Origin of the sequence: Collinsella sp. AF05-9, assembly GCF_003465595.1 — a bacterium.
GTDB lineage: Bacteria > Actinomycetota > Coriobacteriia > Coriobacteriales > Coriobacteriaceae > Collinsella.
The window spans coordinates 1-21217 of sequence record NZ_QSBB01000001.1 but is presented as its reverse complement, the minus strand read 5'-3'; the positions used below and the strand labels follow the sequence as shown (position 1 = coordinate 21217).

General features: G+C 52.6%; 16 protein-coding genes. All 16 read left to right on the top strand.

Features of this window, described 5'->3' with window-relative positions; genetic code table 11:
* Positions 1-463: 463 nt before the first annotated feature.
* The 16 genes from loaP (at position 464) to DWV43_RS00005 (ending at position 20612) form a co-directional block, all read left to right on the top strand.
* Complete coding sequence (gene loaP / locus DWV43_RS00085; protein ID WP_233539161.1) at positions 464-1015, top strand: antiterminator LoaP; 552 nt, start codon at positions 464-466, stop codon at positions 1013-1015.
* 67 nt (positions 1016-1082) lie between these two features.
* Entirely contained in the window at positions 1083-1856 is a 774-nt protein-coding gene (locus DWV43_RS00080) for a sugar transferase (RefSeq protein ID WP_147346245.1), read from the top strand.
* Positions 1856-3040: a glycosyltransferase family 4 protein gene (locus DWV43_RS00075; RefSeq protein WP_117816721.1), complete on the top strand. Its 1185-nt coding sequence runs from the start codon at positions 1856-1858 to the stop codon at positions 3038-3040. The genes DWV43_RS00080 and DWV43_RS00075 overlap by 1 nt, the downstream gene beginning before the upstream one ends.
* Positions 3041-3042: 2 nt before the next feature.
* Positions 3043-4650, top strand: coding sequence for a heparinase II/III family protein (locus DWV43_RS00070; RefSeq protein WP_117816720.1), 1608 nt, complete (start codon positions 3043-3045; stop codon positions 4648-4650).
* Entirely contained in the window at positions 4628-5644 is a 1017-nt protein-coding gene (locus tag DWV43_RS00065; protein ID WP_233542705.1) for a glycosyltransferase, read from the top strand. The genes DWV43_RS00070 and DWV43_RS00065 overlap by 23 nt, the downstream gene beginning before the upstream one ends.
* Positions 5645-6076: 432 nt before the next feature.
* Positions 6077-7294: a nucleotide sugar dehydrogenase gene (locus DWV43_RS00060; protein ID WP_117856203.1), complete on the top strand. Its 1218-nt coding sequence runs from the start codon at positions 6077-6079 to the stop codon at positions 7292-7294.
* A 45-nt stretch (positions 7295-7339) separates the two neighbouring features.
* Positions 7340-8608, top strand: coding sequence for a hypothetical protein (locus DWV43_RS00055; RefSeq protein WP_117818196.1), 1269 nt, complete (start codon positions 7340-7342; stop codon positions 8606-8608).
* On the top strand, positions 8605-9852 hold the full coding sequence (locus tag DWV43_RS00050; RefSeq protein ID WP_117818198.1) for a glycosyltransferase: 1248 nt from the start codon (positions 8605-8607) through the stop codon (positions 9850-9852). Before DWV43_RS00055 ends, DWV43_RS00050 begins: the two co-directional genes overlap by 4 nt.
* A gap of 4 nt (positions 9853-9856) precedes the next feature.
* Positions 9857-11320 (top strand): lipopolysaccharide biosynthesis protein, encoded by a 1464-nt coding sequence (locus DWV43_RS00045; protein ID WP_117818200.1) that lies wholly within the window; start codon positions 9857-9859, stop codon positions 11318-11320.
* Between the two features lie 55 nt (positions 11321-11375).
* Positions 11376-12506: a DegT/DnrJ/EryC1/StrS aminotransferase family protein gene (locus tag DWV43_RS00040; protein WP_117818202.1), complete on the top strand. Its 1131-nt coding sequence runs from the start codon at positions 11376-11378 to the stop codon at positions 12504-12506.
* Positions 12503-13738 (top strand): acetyl-CoA carboxylase biotin carboxylase subunit family protein, encoded by a 1236-nt coding sequence (locus tag DWV43_RS00035; RefSeq protein ID WP_117818204.1) that lies wholly within the window; start codon positions 12503-12505, stop codon positions 13736-13738. Before DWV43_RS00040 ends, DWV43_RS00035 begins: the two co-directional genes overlap by 4 nt.
* 402 nt (positions 13739-14140) lie before the next feature.
* Positions 14141-14305, top strand: coding sequence for a hypothetical protein (locus tag DWV43_RS10125; protein ID WP_158569794.1), 165 nt, complete (start codon positions 14141-14143; stop codon positions 14303-14305).
* Between the two features lie 582 nt (positions 14306-14887).
* Positions 14888-15775, top strand: a complete 888-nt coding sequence (gene rfbA / locus DWV43_RS00020) for a glucose-1-phosphate thymidylyltransferase RfbA (RefSeq protein ID WP_117818216.1) — start codon at positions 14888-14890, stop codon at positions 15773-15775.
* Positions 15776-15777: 2 nt separating this feature from the next.
* Positions 15778-16797 (top strand): dTDP-glucose 4,6-dehydratase, encoded by a 1020-nt coding sequence (gene rfbB, locus DWV43_RS00015; RefSeq protein ID WP_117818210.1) that lies wholly within the window; start codon positions 15778-15780, stop codon positions 16795-16797.
* Positions 16798-16814: 17 nt separating this feature from the next.
* Positions 16815-17909, top strand: coding sequence for a non-hydrolyzing UDP-N-acetylglucosamine 2-epimerase (gene wecB, locus DWV43_RS00010; protein ID WP_117818212.1), 1095 nt, complete (start codon positions 16815-16817; stop codon positions 17907-17909).
* Positions 17910-18332: 423 nt separating this feature from the next.
* The gene (locus DWV43_RS00005; protein WP_117818214.1) at positions 18333-20612 is read left to right on the top strand and encodes a hypothetical protein; all 2280 of its coding nucleotides are present in this window, start codon (positions 18333-18335) and stop codon (positions 20610-20612) included.
* Positions 20613-21217 lie beyond the last annotated feature (605 nt).

Here is a 21217-nt window from a genome sequence, read left to right as displayed (position 1 = left end):
ATACCTAACGTTACATGGGTTCAACTGTGCTCACGGCTCCAGCAAGCCGCAATGCACAGGGTCGATCAGCATCCGGCCGTAACGGCGGTGCCAGAAAAACCACGAGCTCCAATAGCGTCGTCATGCGTATCGCTTTGAATGACTTTGTTCTTGTCTGTGTGCAAGCTGTACTTTCGAATCGATATTTCATGACAAATCGCAGCAGTTCTGCAGCTGTTCGCGTGCGGTCCAGTTTTGTTCCCGCTTGACTGGGCCGCACGCAGCCAGCTGGGGACGCGGTCTTATTTGCGATACACGTCCGCGTCTCTAGCAGCTGCTTTTATACATACCGTTCACGGTGGGGCAGAGCCACGTGCTTGTCTAACTGGGCTCAGGGTTTGAATATGGAGCGCCTTCGCGCACAAGCGCCCTGGCGAAGCCATACCCAAACCCCGTGAGCCACACGTAAGACAGCAAGGGGGTGGTGCTCGTGTGGTATGTGATCCAGGTCATTAACGGTCGCGAAGACGTAATGCGCGAGCGCATCGAGCGCGTGGTGCCGGCGAGCGCCATGCAGGAGCTCTTTTATCCCCAATATCAAACCGAGATTAAGATACACGGCGAATGGGTCAATACGACCAAGCCACTCTTTCCCGGTTACCTTATCTGCGACACGGCAGATCCCCGCACCGTGCAACAGTATCTGCTGCGCATGGACGACTTTGCCCGGGTGTTATCCCAGGACGGTCAGTTTGTGCCGCTGGCAAAAGAAGAGGTTCAGCTTATTGGCGGCTTTACGCATAGGGGAGACCGCGTAGTGCCCATGAGCGAGGCCTTAAAAGACGGCGATCAGGTCGTAGTGACGGCAGGTCCGCTGCTGGGCCACGAGGGCCTTATCAAAACCATTAACAGACGCAAGAGCACTGCTTATTTGGAGCTCGACATGTGCGGCCGACGCGTAACTACGCGCGTTGGCCTCGCCGTGCTTTCAAGCGAGCAGCGCGTCATGCGAAACCTAAAAAAGGCGATCGCCTAGCTGCAGGCGACTGCTTAACGGAACAGGAAGGACCCTCGGGGGCGGGGACATAGTGTTGGAAGAGAACGTGCAAAACAATCAAATGGGGGATGCGGCAGCGCTCGCTGTCACGCTTGAGGACAGGTGCGAGGCTGCAAAGCTTAACAACGTCGGAAAGCATGAGCCTAAGCTGTCGGAGAACGGTATCCCGGCCGACGTGCTGGAAAAGTTGTTGCCCGGTGACGACATTATTGAACTAGAAGAACCCGTCGTAAACGGTGGGTTCTTCTATCGCTTTATCAAGCGCTTTTTTGATGTTGTCTCCTGCGGTTGTGCGCTCATTATTCTTGCGATTCCGATGGCTGTTATTGCCATCAAGATTAAGTCCGAGTCCGAAGGCCCTGTCATTTACGCACAGCGTCGCGTTGGCAAGGACGGCAAGGTCTTTAATATTTATAAGTTCCGCAGCATGTATACCGATGCTGAATCTCGTGGTGCCCAGTGGGCTCAGGACGAAGATCCGCGCGTAACGCCATTTGGCAAGTTTATGCGCAAGACGCGCCTAGATGAGATTCCGCAGTTCTGGAATGTTTTTAAGGGCGATATGAGCCTTATTGGTCCGCGTCCGGAGCGTCCTGCCTTTTGCGATGAGTTCGAAAAGCGAATCCACGGTTGGCACTACCGCACCAAGATTCGTCCGGGTATCTCCGGACTTGCCCAAGTGACGGGCGGCTACGACCTGCTTCCCAGCGAGAAGGTCATGTTTGACCTTCAGTACATTAAATCGAGAAACATCAAGATGGACGTTGTGATCATGCTTAAGACGCTTGGTGTTGTGAGCACTGGAGAAGGTGCAAGGTAATGCGTTTACTCTTCTTGACAGATAGCTATCGACCCAGTCGATCCGCCTGTGCCAATCGCGTCAGCGTCCTTGTTCGGGCTATGCTTGACGCGGGAATTGATGTTCAGGTTCTTTCTTCAAGTGACAGTCTTCTCGGTGCTCCGGAAAATTACGAAAAGCCCGATTTTGTTACGTTTTTTGAAACATTCCCGCTTCAAGAAAAAACGCTAGTCAATCGTTTAAAGAATAACTTTGGAGGCCAACGGGAGTCTATTAAAGTTGCTGATGGCATGGGTGATTTTGATGTCGTGCTTTGCACGACTCCTCCGTTGCTTTTGACAACTTCGGCGATTTCTATTGCAAAAAAGAAGAACGCAAAACTAGTTTTAGATGTTCGGGATATTTGGCCAGATGTGGCAATCGAAATGGGCACTTTTAAACCAAATAGCCTTTATGGACGATTCTTTTCCCATATTGCAAAGCGTGGTTTTAAAGCAGCGGATATGGTAACGACGGTCTCGGCTGGAAAAGTCACTAAACTAGCATCTCGAATCTGCAAGGCAGGTTCATCGGTCCAATTAGTTCCCAATGGCATTGATGAATCGTTTGTTGAATCTACAGAAGATAAAGCCGTCGTTGATCAATTTAATCTGGATAAAGGCACCGTATGTTCTTATGTGGGCAATATCGGACTTGCACAGGGCTTGGGAACGCTTCTAGATATTGCTGCAGTGCGGCCGAATATTCGATTCCTTCTATTTGGAACTGGTGCAGACAAGCAAAAGCTTGAAGACAGAGTTCACGAAGAAGGTATTACAAACGTAGAGTTTTGCGGCACTGTTGACGCGGCTGGTGTATATACCGTATTAAAGCATTCGGCGTTAGCCTATGTCCCTTTGGTCAGCTCGAGGCTTAAAGACAGCATTCCAACCAAACTTTATGAATGTATTGCATGTGGTTGTCCGGTTCTTCTTGCAGCCCAAGGCGACTCCGTTGACTTGCTTGAGGAAAGTGGCCTTGGTAAACATGCTGCCCCTGAAGATCTAAAAGGGTTGCTTCGAGAGTTCGATGCCTTGATTGAACAAAAATATACTGAGGAAGAAAAGCGAAATGCTGCCGCTCGAATGCTATCAGAGCATTCGAGACAAAAGGCGGCTTGTGAATTCGCTGAGTTGCTGCTGGCTGAATTCGAGGGCGATTGCTGATAATGAAATTGCCCAGTATCCAAAAAGCGCTTCTATACGCAAGAACCATTCGTCGCATGAAGCCCTCCATGATTGGCTCTAGACTAAAAGTGCTTCACAAAGTGCCTTTAACGGTTCCTCCGCGTATTCAGTATTTAAGCTTAGCTATACCTAGTCTAGACTGCGACGAAATTTACGCTGGCCGGTTCGATGTCGATTCGCTGGCTCGAAATGAATTCTTTCTCATCAATGAGAGGCATAAGGTAGATCTTTCGTGCTGGAGTGTTCCTGAGGCCTCTCATTTATGGAATTTTAATCTTCATTATTTCGAATTTTGCATTCCTCTGGCAGCACGCTATGCATTGGGCGGAGACCGAGAGGATGCCGATCAATTTAAGAGACTTGTTCTCACTTGGATTGCGACATGCAAATATCCGCTTGGCGATGCTTGGCATCCTTATACAATTTCTCTAAGGCTCGTCAATTGGCTTATCTGTATAGATTTGTTTGGTGATGCGCTGGCGGAAGACTCCATTTTTATGGAAACGGTATTTGAGAGTATGTATCACCAATACCGTCACCTGCTTGCAAATCAAGAAAAGCACCTGTTAGCAAATCATTATTTTGAAAATCTAAAGACGATCATTATTTGTGCGCTAATGTTTGGTGAAAATGATGTGCTGTCGACTGTTGAGCGTGATTACATAAAACAGCTTGACGAGCAAATACTTCCAGACGGCGTGCACTTTGAACGTTCCATGATGTACCACAAGCTTATTCTTGAGGGCTTGTTGCGTGTGGAGCTGGCATATCGCTCGATTGGCAAATCCGCGCCAACAAAGGTGGCCACAAAAGTCAAGCAAATGCTCGACGCCATGGCTTCAATTGAGCGGGGTATGGGGAAGACGCCATTCTTTAACGACGCTGCTGACGGTGTTGCAAAGGAATGTGAGCCACTCATTCATGCGTGCCGGAATATTTATGGCTACGAGCCCGATTACAACAAGACTGCCTTCCCTGACTCCGGCTTCTACAAGTTCTACGATGACACCGCCGCCTTGGTTTTCTTCGCGGGGGAGCCCTGTCCGTCCTACATGCTGGGTCACGCCCACTGCGACCTGCTAAGCTTCGAGCTTTCGCTTGACGGCAGGCCAGCGATCGTAAACTCGGGCACCTATGCCTACCAGAGCGAGCTGAGGCCTTTCTTCCGCAGCACGGCTGCGCATAACACGGCGACCATCGATGGCGATGAGCAGATGGAACTCTGGGCCGAACACCGTGTCGCGCGCGGCGTGAGTGATGTTTGCGTTGAGGAAAATAACGGCCATTGCATCGTCGCGAGTTTCCGTAACTTTAAGGGGCATCTACATCGTCGCAGGGTCGAGTTGCGTGACGGCCAGCTTACCGTTAAGGATTCGACTGACAGGCCGAACGCTGAGGTCATACAAAGATTTCATCTTTTGTTGCCTAATAGTTTTGCTATTAAAGCATGCAATTCTTGTCTTAAATCGACGTACAAATCGATCTACTCTGCAGGATTCGGTTTGCAGTGTCCAATCACCGAAGTCGACCTTGCTGAACCTAAAGAGACAGGCGTGATAATAGCTTTTGAAAGGCGAGATGTTGAATAACCCTTTATACATTGGTAGCTTTCCACCACCCTACGGTGGCGTGACCGTTAAGAACGCGCTGCTGTTTGAAGCGATCTCCGAGAAGATGCAGCTTGACAAGCTCAATCTTATGGATGTGAAACACCATGATTTAGCTGCTATTGCGGCGTTTGCTAAGGCGGTTACAGGACGAAATGGCGTTCTCCTTATTGGAGTTAGTTCTGATTGGCGTAGGCGAATAACAGATTTTCTTTATCGCTTTAACAGGTCGAAGATGAGCAGATCGTTACTCTTCGTTATGGGCGGAATGGTGCCCAACGACGAAGCGTATGCAAAGCGACTTGGGTGCTATAGGTGCGTTTTTGTTGAAACGCAGGGGATGCGCGAGGCATTTGAGCGGGCTGGAACGCGGAATGTGGCGGTATACCCGAATTGCAGGAAACGTCCTGCTACGCCCTGCCATGTGCGTAAAACTGACAAGAGGGGGGTTCGCCTAGTGTATTTCTCGCTGATTAGCGAGGATAAAGGCGCACAGCTCACTATTGATGCCGCCAAGGAACTATCTAATTGTTCTTTCACTTTTTACGGACCTATCGATGCGCCATACAAAGAGAAGTTTATGCGGGAAGTTGCGTGTCTTCCTAATGTAGAGTACCGGGGGTTATTTGACTCGGTGTCTGGGGATGTCGTTTCGGAACTCAATCAGTATGATATTCATCTGTTTCCAACGATGTGCCCTAACGAAGGTGTACCCGGGGTCATCGTTGAAACGAAACTTGCTGCGGTTCCTACGATTGCGTCTAATCGCGGCTATAACAGTGAGCTTATCAATAACGGCAAAGATGGCGTACTGACTTGCAGGGACACGGTTGATGAGCTGGTCGATGTCATATCGAGCCTGGCAGCCTCTCCAGAACAGCTTGATTCGATGAAGGAAGCGGCGCTGCTCTCTGCTGATTTCTTCTACGTCGAACGGTATTTGGACACGATTTCGGAAGTTCTTCAGGAGCGGTGAGATGGCGGACTGCAAGATAAGATGCGCGCTCTTTTCACTCGTGGAAGAGGCTAGGGACGCTGATCTGGTGCTTGATGTCGCTTCTACTTAGCTTAAGGTTGAGTTTCACTTTCCGGTCGCATAGAGAAGATTTCTGAGCATCGGACAATAGTGGCAGATGCTCCATCCGCTGTGAGTAAATGCTGCCACCGTCCGGAGATTGTCGAAGACAGAGAAGATGGCGCCGTGCTTGAGGTGTGCGGTGCAGTTAGTCTTCTAGATTTCATGTCTGGTCTTTCTACTGACCCTTCTCGGCTTGACCGGATGAAAACTACTGTGTTCGCTTCGGTGGACCGTTTTATATAGGTCATTACGTCGACATAAACTTCTCAAAGTTGGCGGAATGAAAGCAATAAGACTGCAAATACAAATCTAAAAGAAAGGTAAGTAACAATGGTTAACGTTATCGGTCTCGGCTACATCGGCCTGCCCACCGCCCTCATGATGGCATCCCACGGCGTGGAGGTCGTGGGCACGGATTACAACGAGGAGCTCGTCGCCACGCTCAACGCCGGCAAGACTACCTTCAAGGAGGAGGGCCTAGACGAGCTGTTCGCCGACGCCCTGAAGTCCGGAATCAAGTTCTCCACCGACTACCAGGTCTGCGACACCTACATCGTCTCGGTCCCCACTCCCTACGACAAGCTAGACAAGAAGATCGACCCCTGCTACGTCGTGGCGGCCTGCAAGACCGTCCTCGAGGTCGCGCCCGAGGGCGCCGTGCTCGTAGTCGAGTCCACCGTTTCGCCCAACACCATCGACCGCTTCGTTCGCCCGCTGCTCACAGAGGCTGGCCGCGGTGACGTCAGGCTCGTCCATGCCCCCGAGCGCATCATCCCGGGCAACATGGTCTACGAGCTGCTGCACAACAACCGCACCATCGGCGCCGACGACCCCGAGGTGGGCGAGGCCGTGGCGAAGGTCTACGCCAGCTTCTGCCAGGGCGAGATCTCCGTCACCGATATCCGCACCGCCGAGATGACCAAGGTCGTCGAGAATACCTTCCGCGCGGTGAACATCGCCTTCTCCAACGAGCTCGCCAAGATCTGCCGTATCGGCGGCATGGACGTCGCCGAGGTCATCCGCATCGCGAACAAGCACCCGCGCGTGAACATCCTCAACCCCGGCCCGGGCGTCGGCGGCCACTGCATCCCGGTCGCCCCGTGGTTCCTGGTCGGCGACTACCCCGAGACGGCCAACTTCATCCGCCTCGCCCTGCAGACGAACGCCTCCATGCCCGAGTACGTCATGCACCGGGCCCACGAGGTCATGGCGGAGCGCGGCATCACCGACGCCTCGAAGGTCGGCATCTACGGCCTCACCTACAAGGAGAACGTCGACGACGTCCGCGAGTCCCCGACGCTGCAGATGCTCGAGTCCATGTCCGAGCACCTCTGCGCCGGCTCCGTCAAGGTCTACGACCCGTGGGTCGAGCGCGACGAGGTTCCCGGCCAGGTCCATTCCATGGAGGAGTTCTTGGACGGTCTGGAGATGGTGATCGTGATGGTCGGCCACTCCCAGATCAAGGACAACCCCAGCATCTTCGGCGATCGAGTTCTCATCGACCCGCGCAACGTTTGCGGCGTCGGCGAGAACGTCTACAAGCTGTAAAGGGGAGACGTGACAGCATTCGAAGTGGCAAGGGGCGTGAATTAGTTGCTTTTACTGACGGCATTTGCGCTTGCGGCGAATACTGCCTATGCAGCTAAAAACCCCGAGCGGGGACTTGCATTCTATTTAATATTAGTTTTAATATGGCCGGTATCGACGATTGCAGGGCTGCACTGTTCGTACGAACTCCTAGGTTTTGTGCCAGTATTTTTCGCATTGTTCTGCAAGAAATACGACAGCATCACCATAGGCAAGCTCCCCGTACTTTGGTTGTATTTCCTTTTTGCTGTAATAAGCACGGCATACTCAGCCATATTTAATGATGGTCAGATTCAATGGTTCAGCATGCTCGGTGTTATTCGTCTTCTGCTGCTTCTTGATATCTCGCTGGCTCTTTTGAGCCGTGATTCAATCACTGCTATTATTAGCGTTGTTGTTGCTATAAACGCTGTGGTGGTTACTTGGCAGTTGATTGATCCGTCGGCCGGAACCTTGACGGCTCAACTTTATGCAAAAGAGTCGGCCCAGGCTTTGGTTCAAAGCAACACGAATTATGCGATGAGCAGGTTAACAGGGACATTCAACAATGTGGTACCCAATGCGCTATTTCACATTGTCGCATTCAATGTATTCCTCACAAGGATGCTCAATCGCGGTGGCGATTTTCAATCTCTCGCAATGATGGGTTTGACGGCATATTGTGGCTTGATGGCCGCCTCGAAAGCTTATCTCGGCGGACTTATCGTCTCAGTCATTGCTTGGGTTGTATTTTTGTTTATATGGAAGCAAGCTAACGCACATGTGTTTCAGCTTAAAACCGGGTTGGCTTTTTTGGTTCTCGTTGTCCTCGGAATAATTCTGATTAATTTTGCAAGCGGGAGCCGTATCTCGGAGACGTTTGCCTACTATGCCAACTCGTTCTTTTCTGGGGACGCATTCTCAACACGTTATGGAAGTGACGGACTTGTCTCGACCGGTCTTGGTGAGTGGAGCTCATTCTTCCTAACCGGAGTTGGTTTCACAGTCGTTGGAAACGAGTTCGTAGGCGACTCGCAAATCGTAACAATGCTTCATGCTGCGGGCGTTCTAGGTGTTGCATGTTTTGTATTTGTTATGGTCCAAATGCTAGTTACGGCAATTCGAAAACGCGAGGTTGTTTCCGTTAGTCTGGCGATTGCGCTTTTGGCGATTTCGACTTCGGGAACAACTTTGTTTTCGATTGGGGGCATTCTCGCTGTCTGCGTTATCTTCGACGGCAGGTTCAATGAGATGGGGCTTCAATCAAATGACGTAGCGAGGAGAGAGACTACATGAATGAAGTTCTTATTGTCATCCAACCGCTTCTTGGTGTCGGTGGAATAGAGACATATTTCTATAATCTTATGAGGGGGAATCTGAATCGCGGGCGACGAGTTATTTGGCTTTGTGACGAGAAACCCAAGGTCGACGATTCGTTCGATGATTTGCTTGCGCTGGATGGACTCGAGATGGTTCCGTTCCGATCGGCAAAAACAAGATTTCCAAAGCGCCTGCAGATTAATCTTCAGGAGGAGGATAAAGTCACAATCGTTTGTGCGTATACGCGATTCCTCCTCTTGGCTGAGCAGCTTAAGAGGCGGTTGGCATGTAGGACAGTCAACGCATTCTACCTAATGCCCCATTTTGTCGGAGCCTTGCAGTTTCCCGAGCTTGTTGCTCCTAGGCTTATACAACCCATATTGAAGAGCTGGTACCGCGGCCTAGTACTAAAGTGGTTGGATAATGGGGAGTATCTATTCTTCGATCAGAAACACATCAACGCTCTTACGGAGAATTATTCGATTTCACGTCAAAACTTGCAACGTTTGATTGTCCCCTGCGTCAGGGAGATGCGCTGTTTCGACGATAAAAGGGCCCTCGCAAAGGCAAAGTCGAGAAATGAGCAGTTTCGTATTGTCTGTTCTTCTCGTTTTGAGTTTCCTCATAAAGGGTTCATTCTCGGAGTGCTCGATGATTTCGCAGAATTGAAGAGAAAGTACAGTCAGATTGCATTAACTATTATCGGAGATGGACCTGGTAAAGGTGATGTTGAAAGAAAGCTTGCCGATATGATGGATGATGTCCGGTCGTCTATTGAGCTCCTCGGCTTCCTCTCTCCTTCGCGATTCGACAAAGTTCTCGAAGATGCCCATTTGCATATCAGCCTTGCTGGCTGTTTGTCGATTGGGGCACGATGTGGCACTCTGTCGCTTCCGGCACGTCACTACACCACTGATTTCCAAACGACGGGATTCTACGCCGCTTCCTCGTTTGAGGGCAGCATGGTGACGAGCCCGTGCGACGACGGCATGAAATACCTAATCGAGGCTATTGAAATGCCTGACGAGGAATATGTCAAACTTTCTTGCGAATCATTTAAGGCGGAACCACAACAAGAGCCTGACTTCGACTTCTTCTTCCGCATGCGCAACGCTACTACTTCAGGTGCGGCCGATTTGAAGGACAGGATTCTCTTAAATCTATTGATGCTCCTTATCCATCTTCGTTCGCGGGTCGGGGGTGGCTGTTCCTTTGAATAAGGAAATGTTGAAGAAGAATACGATAGCCTCACTGGTTTGGAAGCTATTCGAACGGGGCGGGCGAGCAATAGTGGAGCTCGCCGTTCAAGTTGTAATGGCTAGGATGCTTTCGCCAGATGAGTTCGGGGCGCTGGCGATAATGCTGGTCTTCATTAACGTTGGCAACGTAATAGTTCAATCAGGGCTTAATACAGCGCTTGTTCAGGCCAAGAGAATCGATGATGACGATACCTCAACTGTTTTTTGGTTAAGTTTTGGTACGTCGATCCTGCTGTACGGAATTATATTTTTTGCATCTCCCTTCATTGCCGAGTTCTATGGCATGGAATACATCGCATGGCCGCTTCGTGTGCTTAGTTTGATTCTTTTGATAACGGCATTTAATTCGGTACAGGTCGCGTTGGTTCAGCGCGAATTAAAATTGCGAAAAGTGTTTAATGCTACCTTGGTGGCAGTTCTTGTTTCAGGCGCCGTCGGCATTGCTGCTGCAGTCGTTGGTGCTGGGCTTTGGGCTCTAGTTGTTCAGCAGCTTCTTTATCAGATGATAAATTGCTTTGTGCTGGGATTGCAGATTAGTTGGAGTCCATCTCTTGTTTTTAGCCGTTCAAAAGCAAAGAAACATTTTTCTTTTTCGTGGAAGCTTCTCGCTTCCGGTTTGCTTGAACAGAGTTATCAGTCGCTTTCCGACCTCATCATCGGCAAGCAGTTTAGCGCTACGAGCCTCGGTTTAGTGTCTCAGGGAAAGAAATATCCGCAGGCGCTGGGATCGATGTTGGACGGGGCTATTCAGCCCGTCATGTTGTCGGCGGTATCGCGAGTGCAGTCCGATGTTTCACAAGTGAAACGCCTAGTGCGCCGGGCCTTGAAGACCTCCACTTTTCTTATCGTGCCCAGCATGACGCTGTTTGCCGTGGCAGCCAAGCCCATCATGGGGTTGCTGCTGGGGGAGAAGTGGCTGCCGTGTGTACCGTTTTTGCAGATGTACTGCTTCATCTACGCGCTGCTTCCCATCCATACGTCGAACTTACAGGCTCTTAATGGCATGGGCCGAAGCGACTTATTCCTGAAGCTTGAACTGGTCAAGAAGGCCTACGGCATTTGCTTCATCCTCTTCGCCGCGTTCGTCCTTAAGGATGTCTATTTGATGATTGCCATGTATATGCTCTCCGGCGTCATCGCAACTATTGTCAATGCCTATCCTAACAAGCGCGTAATCGGATACTCGTACGGCGAGCAACTGCGCGATATTGCGCCCGTCTTCGCGCTATCTGCCTTGTCCGGCGGGCTAGCATTGATGTGCGGGGCGTTTGTTGCCAACGAACTGTTGCACATCATTGTGGATATTGTAGTTATGGCTGCGGCTTATTTGGGGCTAGCGAGGATTCTTCACCTTGAATCGCTGGAGTACCTGCTAGCGACGCTCGGGGAGATGCATGGCTCGAGAAAGAGGAAGCGCGCCCAAGGATAGTATTACAGCTTTTCGATCTATAAATACCGAATAATTGGATAGAAGGGAAGGCAACATGTCCGACCGCATACTGGTAACCCGCTCGTCAATGCCGTCTTTGGACGAGTACGTCGAGGAGATAGCTCCCCTGTGGGAAAGTCATTGGCTCACCAACATGGGCGTGAAACACAAGAAATTAGAGGTGATGCTGAAGGAACGTCTAGGCGTCGGTAATCTGGCCCTTTTCACCAACGGCCACAACGCGCTCGAGTGCATCCTGGAGGCCATGGCGCTTCCTGCAGGCGGCGAGGTGATAACCACTCCGTTCACCTTCGCCTCCACCACCCATTCGATTGTGCGCAAGGGGCTCACGCCGGTGTTCGCCGATGTTGCGCCGGGTAACCTGACGCTGGATCCTGAGTCTATCAAAAAGATGATAACCCCGCGCACCTGCGCGATTGTTCCCGTGCACGTGTACGGGAACCTATGCGACGTAGACGCCATTCAGGAGATAGCCGACAGCCACAGCCTGAAGGTGATCTACGACGCGGCGCACGCTTTCGGCGTCGAGCGCGAGAGTGAGGACGGCACCTGGAAGAGCGCCGCGACCTTTGGCGATGCCGCCATGTTCAGCTTCCACGCCACCAAGGTTTTCAACACTATCGAGGGTGGTATGGTCTGTTTCAAGGACGAGGAACTTTACCCGCTTCTCAACCAGTGGAAAAACTTCGGAATCACGGGTCCTGAGGACGTGGAGTACGTTGGCGGCAACGCTAAGATGAACGAGTTCTGCGCCGCTATGGGTGTGTGCAATCTGCGCCATCTGGACCTTGAGATCGAGAAGCGTAAGGCGGTTGCCGAACGCTACTGGGAGCGCCTAGGCGGCGCGTCGGGTGTGACCGTCTTCAAACCGAGCAAGGGTGTTCGCTACAACTATGCATACCTTCCCGTGCTCTTTGATCCCGAGGACTTCGGTGCCACGCGTGACGACGTCTTCGTCGCTCTGGACAAGGCAGGTGTGGGCGCACGAAAGTATTTCTACCCGTTGGTTTCAGATTTCGCGTGTTACCGTAGCGTGTACTCCAGCGACCGCACCCCTGTGGCTAAGAGGGCCGCGAACCGGGTCTTGACTCTTCCCATGTACGCTGATTTGGCTCTGTCCGACGTTGACCGCATCTGCGACGTAGTGCTGGGGTGCGGCCGATGAACTGTGCCAAGAAGTCCATCTTGATGCTGGGCGGCTCGCGCCAGCAGGTGGTGGCAATAGAGAAGGCCAAGGCCTTGGGATTCCGCACAGTGCTTTGCGATTACCTACCCGACAACCCTGGCCAATTCTCCGCAGACGTCTGGTACCAGGAGAGTACTACGGATCGCGAGCTGATGCTTGATATAGCCCGGAAGGAGAACGTCAGCGGCGTGCTTGCCTATTCCAGCGACCCGGCGTCTCCCACGGCGGGTTACGTGGCTGAAACGTTGGGTCTTCCGACTAACCCGCTCTCGGCCATCGAAACGATGTCGGAGAAGCACCTGTTCCGGGCATTCCTTAAACAGGCGGGTCTGCCGTGTCCACAGGCCGTATCATTTACAAAGGGATCGTCGGCCGGGGAGGTGGCTGCTCTTGTCGAGGGCTTCCGTTTTCCCATTGTGGTGAAACCCACGGACTCCTCGGGATCTAAGGGCGTGAGCGTGCTGGAAGACCTCTCCGCCCTGGACGCCGCTATCGCTCACGCGAGCGGGTTCTCCCGCAACGGTACGCTCATCTGCGAGGAGTATATTCGAAAGACCTTCCCGCACGTCATAGGTGGCGACATTTTCGTCGTGAACGGGGAAGTTAGATTCTGGGGCCTGATGTCTTGTCTTCGCGACGAAGGTCTGGGAGGCCTGGTCCCAGTCGGCAAAAAAACCCCTTCCGGGCTTTCTGCCAGGGAGAGCGCTGCCGTGAAAGACGTGCTGCAGCGGCTTGTTGCCGCGTTGGGCGTGCGCTTCGGCGAGCTGAACGTGGAGGTCATCGTAGGCGAGGGGGGGGTGCCCTATGTGCTTGAGTTGGGAAGCCGCGCTGGGGGCAACATGATTCCCGTGCAGCTCTCCGATGCCAGCGGGCGCGACCTTGTGGCCGCTAATGTGCTGTGCGCCATGGGCGAGGATCCCGGGGACATTGCCTGGGATTCAGCTGAGTGCAAGGGGGCGTACGCAACCTACGTCCTACACTCGGGTACCGACGGCGTCTTCGAGGGCGTTGAGAAGTCTGAGGCGATAGGGCCTCACGTGTACCGCGAGGTGATTTACAAAGAACGCGGAGAGGCCGTGGAGGCATTTGACGGGGCCAATAAGGCACTCGGCATTGAGTTTTTGCGCTTCGCCGAGGAGGCGGAGATGGATGAGATACTCCGCAGCATAACTCGCGAGATTAGGTCCGTGGTTGTTGCCCGGGGTCAATAGAGTACCTTGATTATAAGAGGCGGGGCGCTCGGAATTCGCGCGGGGGCTCCAAATTAAGGCATGTGGCGGACAACTCCTGTTTGATAAGGGGTGCTGCGGCTCGCATGCACTCATTTTTGACCTGCACTTGATTGCGGGGTGGTCTGTGAACCCGTTTCCGCTCTGCAGGACAAGTAACGCTACCGCGTTTTTTGCGCGACAACGGGTTCAACCCGTCCTGAGCTTTACAGCTGCCATAGCGTCGATGAAGTTATGGCGGAGTATGATGCAATCGCGAACCCCCCCCATTGCCAAGCCAGTGGACGCCGCGGGCCATAAGGACTGCTCGCGCGTGGATGGGCCGAGGGTCTGTGCGAGGCTGAACAATAAGCACTGAGTTTCTCGCATGGTGGGCGCTGCAGCATGGGACAGTTTTCGGAGAAGCAAAGCGACTCTTTCGACGCGAATGAGTTCGTGACGGGCGGTAAGTTCGTGTGCAAGACTTTCACCTCGCGGCTACATGACCCGGCAGCGCCAAGCTCCAGCACTGCTGCTGCCAACACCATGCCGGCTTCACTGCCCGAGTAGGCGCAGGAGGAGTTGGTGTCGAAGCTATAGCGCCTGGCTGACCTGTTGGGTTTACGCGACGGTGCGTTCAACGCAGAGACTCGCGTGGACACGGATGGTCACGCCTGCATCATGGTGGGCTTACCGCGCGGCGTCGGCAACTGCCTGTGCGATATGCTCAAACATGCGAACAAGGGGAAGGCCGGCCTGGTGATGGCTACCTTGAAGGTGGCTCTCCGAGAGTCGGTGGGAGAACTTTCCATGACGCGGTATGACAGCTTCTTGATCCAATGGATGCTGTTCTCAGATCATGATGGACCTTCGCGTATGGAGTATACACGCGGCTTCAAGGTCGCACTTCAGCTGAAGAGCTGCCGTAGATTGAGCTGGAGGCGAAGGTGGAAGCCTTCGGCGCCGCCAACCATGTGTTCGGGCCGGTGCTCATGAGGTTCGATTCACAAAATGAACTCGACGGTTTACGGGCGAACCCTAGGGAGTGTATGAAGGCACGGGCTGTCTGATGGCGGCGTGCATGACAAATAGAAATTCGGAACGCGTCTGCGGTCCGGTGTTGGATTCAACGACTTAGAGAGGCGGATAATGATGAAAGGCATAATCCTTGCGGGTGGGTCTGGTACCCGCCTGCACCCCATTACCAAGGCGGTGAGTAAGCAGCTGCTACCCATCTACGACAAGCCGCTGGTGTACTACCCGCTGAGCGTTCTGATGCTCGCGGGCATACGCGAGGTGCTCATCATCTCGACGTCGCGAGATCTGCCGGCCTTCCGCGAACTTCTGGGCGATGGCGACGAGCTTGGCATGCGGCTGGCGTATGCCGTACAGGCCGAGCCCAGGGGCTTGGCTGAGGCGTTCACAATCGGCCGTGACTTCCTGGCCGGAGAACCTTGTGCGCTGGTCCTCGGCGACAACATGTTTCACGGCCAAGACCTGACGCGTGTGCTTAACCGCGCGAAGGTGAAGGTCGAGCACGACGGCGGCGCGGTGGTGTTTGGCTATCCGGTACAGGACCCCCGCGCCTTCGGTGTGGTGGAGTTCGACGAGCGGCACCACGTGGTGGGTATCGAAGAGAAACCAGAAGTTCCCAAGAGCAACTATGCTGTGCCGGGGCTGTACTTCTATGACGGGCAGGTCTCAGACATTGCCGCCACAGTGATGCCTTCTGCGCGCGGTGAGCTGGAGATTACAAGCGTCAACAATGCCTATCTCGATCAGGGCCAGTTATCGGTCGAGCTAATGGGGCGAGGCATGGCGTGGCTGGACACGGGCACACCCGAGGGGCTTTTGAAAGCCGCCGAATACGTGGAAGCCGTTCAGAGTCGCCAGGGGTATTACATCGCATGTCTGGAAGAAATCGCTTATCGTCGTAGCTTTATCAATCATGCACAATTACGCGAGCTGGGTGAAGCACTGAAGAAGACTGCTTACGGCAAGTATCTTTTGAATGTTGCGAGCGAGCCAAAGAGGGAGTAAACATGGCCGACATCTTCGAGCCCAAGAACATCATCGTCACTGGCGGCTGCGGCTTCATCGGCAGCAACTTCGTGCACTACGTGGTCAACAACCACCCCGGCGTCCACGTGACCGTCCTGGACAAGCTGACCTACGCCGGCAACCCCGAGAACATCGCCGGGCTGCCCTCCGACCGCGTGGAGCTCGTCGTGGGCGACATCTGCGACGCCGAGCTGCTCGATGAGTTGGTGCCGGGCCACGACGCGATCGTGCACTACGCCGCAGAGAGCCACAACGACAACTCCATCGCCGACCCGGAGCCGTTCCTGCGCACCAACGTCGAGGGCACCTTCCGCCTGCTGGAGGCCGTCCGCAAATACGGCATCCGCTACCACCACGTCTCCACCGACGAGGTCTACGGCGACCTGGCGCTCGATGACCCCGCCAAGTTCACCGAGGAGACGCCGTATCACCCGTCCTCGCCGTACTCGAGTACCAAGGCCAGCTCAGATATGCTGGTTCGCGCCTGGACCCGCACCTACGGCCTGCGCACCACGATCTCCAACTGCTCCAACAACTACGGCCCCTACCAGCACGTGGAGAAGTTCATCCCCAGGCAGATCACCAACATCGTCAACGGCGTGCGCCCCAAGCTCTACGGAAAGGGCGAAAACGTCCGCGACTGGATCCACACCGAGGACCACTCCTCGGCCGTCTGGGACATCCTGACCAAGGGTCGCATGGGGGAGACCTACCTCATCGGGGCCGACGGCGAGAGGAACAACATCACCGTCCTGCGCATGATCCTGGAGGCGATGGGGCGCGACCCCGAGGACTTCGACTGGGTCGCCGACCGCCCCGGCCACGACCGCCGCTACGCCATCGACAGCACGAAGCTCCAGCGCGAGCTCGGCTGGAGGCCGGCCCACACCGACTTCGCCGAGGGCCTGAGGGCCACCATCGACTGGTACGTCGAGAACGAGGCCTGGTGGCGCCCGGCCAAGGAGGCCACCGAGGCCAGGTACAAGGCGCAGGGGCAATAAGAAAGGTGGCAGCCAATATGAAGAAAGTAATGCTCGTCTTCGGTACCCGCCCGGAGGCCATCAAGATGTGCCCGCTCGTCAACGAGCTGAGGGCGCGTACGGATGAGTTCGAGACCGTCGTGACTGTGACCGGCCAGCACCGCGAGATGCTGGACCAGGTTCTGCGCGTCTTCGATGTGACTCCCGACCACGACCTGGCGATCATGAAGCCGGGCCAGACGCTGTTCGATGTGACGTGCGACGTGCTGCTTAAGCTCAAGGCCGTCCTCGAGGACGAGACGCCCGACGTGGTCCTGGTCCACGGCGACACCACGACCAGCTTCGCCGCAGCGCTCGCGTGTTTCTACCTGCAGATCCCCGTGGGGCATGTGGAGGCCGGCCTGCGCACGCACGACATCTACAGCCCCTGGCCGGAGGAGTTCAACCGCCAGGCGGTCGACATCGTGAGCGAGTACTACTTCGCGCCCACGGAGGCCAGTAAGCAGAACCTCCTCGCCGAGGGCAAGCCCGAGCCCAGGATCTGGGTCACCGGAAACACCGGCATCGACGCCCTGCGCACCACCGTGCGCGAGGGCTATTCCCACCCCGAGCTCGAGTGGGCCGAGGGCTCCCGCCTCATCCTCATCACGGCGCACCGCCGCGAGAACCTGGGCGAGCCCATGCACCGGATGTTCCGCGCCATCCGCCGCGTGATGGAGGAGCACCCGGACACCAAGGCGATCTACCCGATCCATATGAACCCGCTCGTCCGCAAGGCCGCCCACGAGGAGCTCGACGGCTTCGACCGCCTGCATATCATCGACCCGCTCGAGGTGCTCGACTTCCACAACTTCATGGCTGCGAGCCACCTCATCCTCACCGACTCCGGCGGCATCCAGGAGGAGGCCCCGAGCCTGGGCAAGCCGGTGCTCGTCATGCGTGACACCACCGAGCGCCCCGAGGGCGTTGCCGCCGGCACGCTGAAGCTCGTCGGCACCGAGGAGGACGTCATCTACCGCGAGTTCAGCCGCCTGCTCAGCGATCAGGCCGAGTACGAGGCCATGAGTCATGCGTCGAACCCTTACGGTGACGGGCATGCGAGTGAGCGGATTGCCGACGTGCTTGCGGTGTAGTTAATTCGATCTGTTTAATGAAGCTGCTTTTAGCATACAGGGTAAACATTCTGAGGTGGCGATTAAGCTTGGAGCAGACGATTTTACAGTCGCTATTCACTCTAGGTAGACGCTGTCGTTTAGCCAGGTCCTACGGTCCTTGTTGGCTCGAGCGGTACATCGAGGCAGATGAAGCCGATTATCGTTTCGATTCCTAAAATGTGGTCAGTAATGCCACTTGGCGCAGCGTGTTTTTTCTCGTTGTTCTATCGTGATTCACAGAAAGAAGCTCTTGGTTTAGCGTCTTACGCGATAACGCATCACTCATCATCGATGTGGGAATGTGTCCGATAATCCACTTTTATGACTCTTGAGTCTGATGGCACGTTTAGCAGGCTATTGGACAAATCGGCCCCTGTATCTTTACTCGTGAGGAAATTATAGATGACGGCCTTTCACACCTTGCTATTGAATGGAATTTTCCTCGGCTTAGTCTTCCTCATCCTCCCTTTCGATACCTTTCTTCTCTTCCATTTCGTAACAGTTTGTATCCAAATTTCATATGCTGTTGCCGTTTTTTGGCAATTCAGGGGGCAACAGGTTACTGTTTACGCTTTTGTTGCGTTGGCTGCTGCTGAATTCGCATCTTGTTTGGTTTGCTATGCTTTTGGCCAACCACTTGCTATGTATGGAATTTGCCTACTTCAATTATGTTTGGATGCTGCCGCTTATCTCATACTTAGAAAATGTGTTACCGATATGCCTGTTAGTATTGCCAGGCATTTCTTTATCGCATTTATAATTGATGGGTTGATATGGGTGTGTGTCCTTTTGCTAAGGTCTCTCTATGCTTCTCCTTCTGATCTTAGCTGCAATTTTGTGCTGCTAGCTGAATGCGCTACTTGCAACATAGCCCTTTTGTTTCTTCCCAGTTATTTCTACACTAAATTAAAATCTGCTAGTAATACCTATTTCTTTTCTCGAATCTTCAAAGCGTCCTCGTTTTCTGCCCCAAGCATCAGTTCAGAACCTTTGATTGAGAATTATTTTCTGCTCGCTACTTTTATCAGCCCTTCATCCTTTATTGCAAGAATTCGAGATGAGATAACGCCTTATGTTGGTTCATTTGGGATTAAGTCTCAAATCGAATATGACGTTCCTACGAACTTGAGTAAAAGCAATGCCATCAATGTCCCGATTATCTTTCAGGGTAAATGCGAATTGACGAGAGAGCTTACGTTCTCTAGCCCCCAGGGTTATGGTCTTCATCGTTTATCAGATGACGACTTGAAGAGCGTTATTCAAAAGGAGCTCATTTTGTATTTCCGCTATCATACATATCCCACGCTTGTGCGCTTGGGTCCCTTTGTTGATTTCTTGTTCTCTTATAATCGCTTTCAAGATGACAATCAATTTAAAACTCAAGCAATGGATGCGATTTCTCAAGCTTTCGGACTTAAGAATGTCGATGCATTAGATGCTTTTATTAGGACCGATCAGTTGCATGAAGACTCGGTTTCCTTTTTAAAAATGCTTTTGAACTCCTACCGCTTTGTTAAGCCTATCGTTATTGGAGTAAGTTCGAGTCAGGGATTTTCAAACCGTTTAACTGTCAATGTTGAAAGGCATGTGCCCCAGGTTCCGCTTAGAGAATATTCGTCAATGAGGATGGTGCTTTTAGTCGCTCGAATTAAACGCTTCTTTACCAAAAAGAGAATGCACTATTACTTCGGATTAGGGTCTGCCGATTGTGCTAGAAGCTATCATTTTGCGTTCCACGGTTTAACTGACTGCTATTTAGCTGGCATGAACATTAACACCATCGGCACCGACGACTTTTGCATGGCAAAAGAGATGAATGTGAGCAATCGCTATGATCAGCAGTTCTCGCGGCTGTATATTAGGGAAGGGCATGGATTTTCAAGAGCGGTTTTGGAACTTTCGTATGAGAGGCGTAGTCAAAAACCTGTTGCTACGCTTTGCTTCGTTTCTGCTACTTGCCTTGTAATTCTTGCGTACCTATTTGTCTCGTCTGGTCTTTCCTCTCATGAAACTGTTTTAGCAATTATCAATGGAGATCAAACCTCCCATTATGCCAGTGACCTATTTAGACTTATTTCAATCGTGTCTGCCGCTACGATTGTTTCTGTTTGGCAGACGATGCATGACTATTACGCAGAGGAGTGGCTATGGCTCGGCGTTGGAGCCGTTGCGGCGTCCTCGGTTTTAGCGCTGGTTCTAGGCCTCATTCTATACTTCTGTGGGGATTCTAACGGTGTCATTAAATTTATGTGGGTTTTGCTTATCTGTCTTGTATTCCTAGCGTTTTTAGGATCAACTCTTGCATTATATGGGAAAATCAAGTTGCACGGCGACCTGATGTCTCGCGTGCCTGTATCAAGGTCTCTATCTGATTCATCGGAGGCTACTATGGATGTCAAGTCAGATTATGCTTTATACCCAGAGAGCGATTTCCGTGCTGCTACGACTTCCCAAGTCGACAACTCATGGACACTTGCGGTGCAGTCCTATATTTCCGATCTTCCCCGTGATTTCACTGTCAGCGATCGACTCTCTGAATATCTAACATCTATTTATCCCTACCGATGTTTAATTGGCCCTCACTGGAAAGACGGCTGGCTTGTCCCCATATGGGCATCTGCCGTTAATCCCTATCATCAGCCATCCAACGTTTATATGAGCCTTTACGAAGAGGCACGTTAAGTAAATTTTCTTAACTTTGATGAAAGTCATAAAATGCTATTTTTAGAAAAACTACTTAGGGCTAAGTTATTTGATAAAACAAAGCCTGCCAGCTCAAAGAAACAGTCGACATCTGGATACTGCGATGCTTCCATCCTGATTGGCGACTCAAATCTTGATTTTTTATTCAACAAGAGACAACAAAAGAATAAAAGCTTCAGATTAGCTAAGTAAATAGCTCCACCTAGTGAGCGATATATTTTTTGCCCCTATATTGTTCATCGTTAGGTTTAGGCTTGGTTCCGGGTTTCCTTTCTCGGCGGAATAGAACTCGTGTCCCCTGTATTGAATTGTATATTTACGCTGGGTTTCCTCGAATCCGCCCGAATGGCTTGGATTTGGGCTCTGTCGGCGTCGAGAAGCTCGCTGAGATTGCGCTCGCACAGTCTCAGCGAGCTTCTCGATACCTATTTTCTCGACTATTTTCCGCATCTTTCTGGAGCTAGTGTCTCCCGCAGGGATGTTCGGTCCCTGTGTGCATTCTGGAGTTTACGACCTACTCGTTGAGCAGTCTGGGTTGATTTCCGATCTCAGCCGAACACATTGAGCAAATAGGCCGTTCCCGC

Excerpts from the sequence above, each read along its gene's own strand:
- rfbA (WP_117818216.1), top strand. The coding sequence starts at position 14,888 with ATGAAAGGCATAATCCTTGCGGGTGGGTCTGGTACCCGCCTGCACCCC.
- DWV43_RS00040 (WP_117818202.1), top strand. The coding sequence starts at position 11,376 with ATGTCCGACCGCATACTGGTAACCCGCTCGTCAATGCCGTCTTTGGAC.
- rfbB (WP_117818210.1), top strand. The coding sequence starts at position 15,778 with ATGGCCGACATCTTCGAGCCCAAGAACATCATCGTCACTGGCGGCTGC.
- DWV43_RS00075 (WP_117816721.1), top strand. The coding sequence starts at position 1,856 with ATGCGTTTACTCTTCTTGACAGATAGCTATCGACCCAGTCGATCCGCC.
- DWV43_RS00070 (WP_117816720.1), top strand. The coding sequence starts at position 3,043 with ATGAAATTGCCCAGTATCCAAAAAGCGCTTCTATACGCAAGAACCATT.
- DWV43_RS00005 (WP_117818214.1), top strand. The coding sequence starts at position 18,333 with ATGACGGCCTTTCACACCTTGCTATTGAATGGAATTTTCCTCGGCTTA.
- DWV43_RS00050 (WP_117818198.1), top strand. The coding sequence starts at position 8,605 with ATGAATGAAGTTCTTATTGTCATCCAACCGCTTCTTGGTGTCGGTGGA.
- DWV43_RS10125 (WP_158569794.1), top strand. The coding sequence starts at position 14,141 with ATGGGACAGTTTTCGGAGAAGCAAAGCGACTCTTTCGACGCGAATGAG.
- wecB (WP_117818212.1), top strand. The coding sequence starts at position 16,815 with ATGAAGAAAGTAATGCTCGTCTTCGGTACCCGCCCGGAGGCCATCAAG.
- DWV43_RS00060 (WP_117856203.1), top strand. The coding sequence starts at position 6,077 with ATGGTTAACGTTATCGGTCTCGGCTACATCGGCCTGCCCACCGCCCTC.
- DWV43_RS00035 (WP_117818204.1), top strand. The coding sequence starts at position 12,503 with ATGAACTGTGCCAAGAAGTCCATCTTGATGCTGGGCGGCTCGCGCCAG.
- DWV43_RS00045 (WP_117818200.1), top strand. The coding sequence starts at position 9,857 with ATGTTGAAGAAGAATACGATAGCCTCACTGGTTTGGAAGCTATTCGAA.